Source organism: Streptomyces sp. URMC 124 (genome assembly GCF_051386455.1).
In the GTDB taxonomy this organism is placed as follows: Bacteria; Actinomycetota; Actinomycetes; order Streptomycetales; family Streptomycetaceae; genus Streptomyces.
This window is the reverse complement of the sequence record NZ_JBPQTS010000277.1, coordinates 1-3797: the sequence shown is the minus strand read 5'-3', so window position 1 is coordinate 3797 and position 3797 is coordinate 1. Positions and strand designations below refer to the sequence as shown.

2 protein-coding genes are annotated in these 3797 nt (G+C 76.8%); both read right to left on the bottom strand.

The genetic code is table 11. The features are described 5' to 3' along the window. Positions 1-1723, bottom strand: a 1723-nt coding sequence (locus tag ACSNOG_RS32055; RefSeq protein WP_436756217.1) for an ATP-binding protein, incomplete at its 3' end; no start/stop codon positions are given. Positions 1724-1942: 219 nt separating this feature from the next. After that, entirely contained in the window at positions 1943-3304 is a 1362-nt protein-coding gene (locus ACSNOG_RS32050) for a lyase family protein (RefSeq protein WP_436756218.1), read from the bottom strand. Positions 3305-3797: the final 493 nt, after the last annotated feature.

Below are 3797 nucleotides of genomic sequence, written 5' to 3'. Positions count from 1 at the left end.
GGGGGCCGCGGCCGGCCGCGCCGGGGAAGGCACCGCCGGCCGCGGGGAAGGCCCCGGGGGCCTCGGGGCCGTGGGCGGAGCCCTGCGCGAAGCCGGACCCGTCACCGCGGTTACGCGCGGAGCCCTCCGGGAAGCCGCCGGGCGCCTGGAGGCCGCCGGCCGCCGTCTCCGGGAAACCGGACCCTGCCTGACCGCTGCGCGCGGAGCCCTCCGGGAAACCGTCGCGGGTCTCGCGGTGACGGCCGGAGCTCTCCGGGAAGCCGCCGGACGTCCGAGACCCGCCGGCCGCGGCCTGCGGGAAACCGGACCCTGCCTCACCGCTGCGCGCGGAGCCCTCCGCGAAGCCGTCGCGCGTCTCGCGGTGACGGCCGGAGCTCTCCGGGAAACCGCCGGGCGCCTGGAGGCCGCCGGCCGCGGCCTCCGGGAAACCCGACCCTGCCTCACCGCTGCGCGCGGAGCCCTCCGGGAAACCGTCGCGCGTCTCGCGCTCGCGGCTGCTCGGGGTCCGCGGGAAGCCGCCGTCCCCCTCGCCGTAGGCGCCACCGTCCGCAGCGGGGCCCTCGGGGCCGCGGTGGGAGGGGCGTTCCGGGAAGGCGGCCGCCGAGGCCTCCGGGAAGTCGGGGTAGTCCGGGACGGGGGTCCGCCCCGGCGGTCGCGTCGCGGCGGTGCGGTCCGCCGCGTGCGCGCCCGGGTGCCGCAGCGGTGTCGTGCCGGGCCCGTCGATGTCGATCTGGGTGAGCAGGGTGCTGGGGAGGAACAGCACGGCCCGGACGCCGCCGTAGGGCGAGCGGGTGTCGACGGAGACGCTGAACCCGTAGCGCGCGGCGAGCACGCCGATCACGGGGAAGCCGAACTGCGGCGGGTCGCCGAGGCGGGAGACGTCGACGGCGGCGCGCCCGGACAGCAGGGCGCCGGCCCGCTGGATCTCCTGGCCGTCCATGCCGACGCCGGCGTCGTCGATGACGACGCACGCGCCGTTGTGCACGGGCTGCAGGCCCACCTCGACGGTGGTGTTGGGCTGGGAGTGGCGGGCGGCGTTGTCGAGGAGCTCGGCGACGGCGAGGACGACGGGCTCCACGGCGCGGCTGACGACGGCGAGGTCGGCCTGGCTGTGCACCTGGACGCGCCGGTAGTCGCGGATGCGGGAGGTGGCGCCGCGGACGACGTCGGTCAGCGGTGAGGCGGCGCGCTGGCGGCCCGGCCAGGAGCCGCACAGGACGGCGATGGCCTGGGCGCGGCGGCCGAACTGGGAGTTGGCGTGGTCGATCTGCAGCAGGTCGCGCAGCACGTCGGGGTTGTCGTGCCGGTCCTGCATGTCGGAGATGGCCAGCTGCTGCTCGTGGGCGAGGCCCTGGAGCGCGCGCATGGAGGCCTTGAGGGCGGCCTTCGCGGACTGGTCGGCGCGGGCCTGCGCCTTGTCGACGGCCTGGGTGAAGGTGTCCATGACCGACTGCAGGCCGTGGGCGAAGACGGTGCCGGCGAGCTGCTCGTCGAGCAGGCCGGGCAGCGGTACGGGCTGGTTCATGGAGGCCGAGACGGCGGGGATCCGGACCGCGACCAGGTGCCCGAGTTCGGTGTCGCGCGCCCGCTGCCCCTCTTCCAGCGTGGCGGCGCGCAGCCGCAGCGCCGCGGCGATCCCGCGCTGGCGCACCAGCAGGACCGCGACGACGATCAGCACGGCGGCCAGGCACCAGGTCACTACGTCCGGTATGTGATGTGACATCAATTCCTCGTGGACGCAGGGGGCATGCGGACAGCTGGACGAGGCCGTGGTCCCTGACGTCCCGTCCAGAAGCGGAATACGCCGATCATCCTAACCACGACGTTCCCCGCTTGGCCGATCTTCGCCCGTGGATGACCGAACACGCATACGCCTTCCGCGGGCCTCGGGTGAGGGTACGGAAGGCGGAGGGAAAGCGCAGGTGGTTCGGGTGAGGTGTTGTCAGGGACACAGTGCGCGGTCGACCAGCGGCCCTGCGGCGCCGGTGTAGTCCGCGGGGTCGCACAGGGCCTTCAGCTCGGCGGCGGTGAAGTGACCGTCCAGTAGTGGGTTCTCGGCGAGGATCGCCCGCAGTTCCCGGCCACTGGCGGCCGATTCGGCCGACGCCTGCGTCAGCAGCCGCTTCGCTTCGGCCCTTCCGATGCGCGGTGCGAGGACGGCCGCGAGCCGCTCCGATACGACCTGCGCGCCCGTCAGGCGGAGGTTGGCGCGCATGCGGTCCGCCCGGACGTCCAGGCCTTCGGCCAGCTCGGCGGCGGTACGGGCGGCACCGCCGGTCAGGCGCAGGCACTCGCGCAGCAGCTGCCACTCCGCGTGCCAGGCACCGGCGGACCGCTCGTCCTCGGCGGCCAGGCACTGCGTCAGGGCGCCGGCCAGGGCGGGCACCTGCAGCGCCGCGCTGCGGATCAGGGTGGCGAGGACGGGGTTGCGCTTGTGCGGCATGGCCGAGGAGCCGCCGCGGCCGGCCGGGCCCGGCTCGGCGACCTCGCCGACCTCGGTGCGCGCGAGCGACTGCACGTCGGCCGCGATCTTGCCGAGGGCGCCCGCGGTGAACCCGAGGGCCGCGGCCAGGTCCGCGACCGGGGTGCGCAGCGCGTGCCACGGCAGGACGGGCCGGGCCAGGCCCGTCTCGGCGGCGAACGCGTCCACGAGCCGCTCGGCGTAGCCGCCGTCACCGGTGCCCTCGGCTCCGCCCAGCCGGGCGTGTTCCAGGTAGCCCGCGAGGGTGCCGGCCGCGCCGCCCAGCGAGACCGGCAGGCCCTCGTGCACCCGGCCGAGCCGCTCCTCCGCGTCGAGGACGAGCCGCCGCCAGCCGGCCGCCTTCAGCCCGAACGTCGTGGGCACGGCGTGCAGCGTGAGCGTGCGGCCCGCCATGAGGGTGTCGCGGTGCCGGGCCGCGAGGAGGGCGAGCGCCCCGGCGGTACGGGCCAGGTCGGCGCGGACGGTGCGCAGGGTGCGGGCCGCGACCAGCATGGCGCCGGTGTCGAGGATGTCCTGGCTGGTGGAGCCACGGTGCACGTACGCGGCGGCGTCCGGGGTGTCGGCGGCGACCAGGCGGGTGAGCGCCTGGACGAGACCGACGACGGGGTTGGCGGTCTCCCGGGCGGCCAGGGCGAGCGCCCTCGCGTCCAGCCGCTCGGCACGGGCGCACCGCGTCACCGCTTCCGCGGCCGCGGCGGGCACGGTGCCGAGGCCGGCCTGGGCCCGGGCGAGGGCCGCCTCGGCGTCAAGCATGGCCTGCAGCCAGGCGGTGTCGGTGGTGGCCTCCTCGGCGGGGGTACCGGCCCGGACAGGCGACAGCAGTCCGGCGTCGACGACCTCGCCTTCCCCACCGCGGCAGGGACCGGCCCCGGCGGAGCCCGGCGGGCGCTGTACGCCCTGGGCGCCTTGTACGCCCCGTGCCGCCTGTACGCCCCGTGCCGCCTGTACGCCCCGTGCCGCCTGTACGCCCTGGGCGGCCTGTACGCCCTGGGCGCCCGCGGCACCGCCGGGCTCCGCCGCGGGGGTTGCGCGCCGCGGCGGCGGGCTCGTAGCGGCGGCAGCCTCTTGGTCCGGTTGGTCCGGTTGGTCCGGCTCCACTCCTCCCCCGCCGCCGCGGCGGTCGGCCTCGGCGGCGCTGTCCGGCGGGGCCGAACCCGCCTGAGGACGTGCGGCACCGCCGCGCTCGCCGGTGGAAGTTGCGCGCTGCGACGGCGGGTTCGAGGCCGTGGCCCCGGGCTGCCGGGGAACGGGGTGAGGGGGCCTGGAGGACGGAGTCACACGATCACGCCTTCCGGAGGGGTGTTCGGGGTCGGGG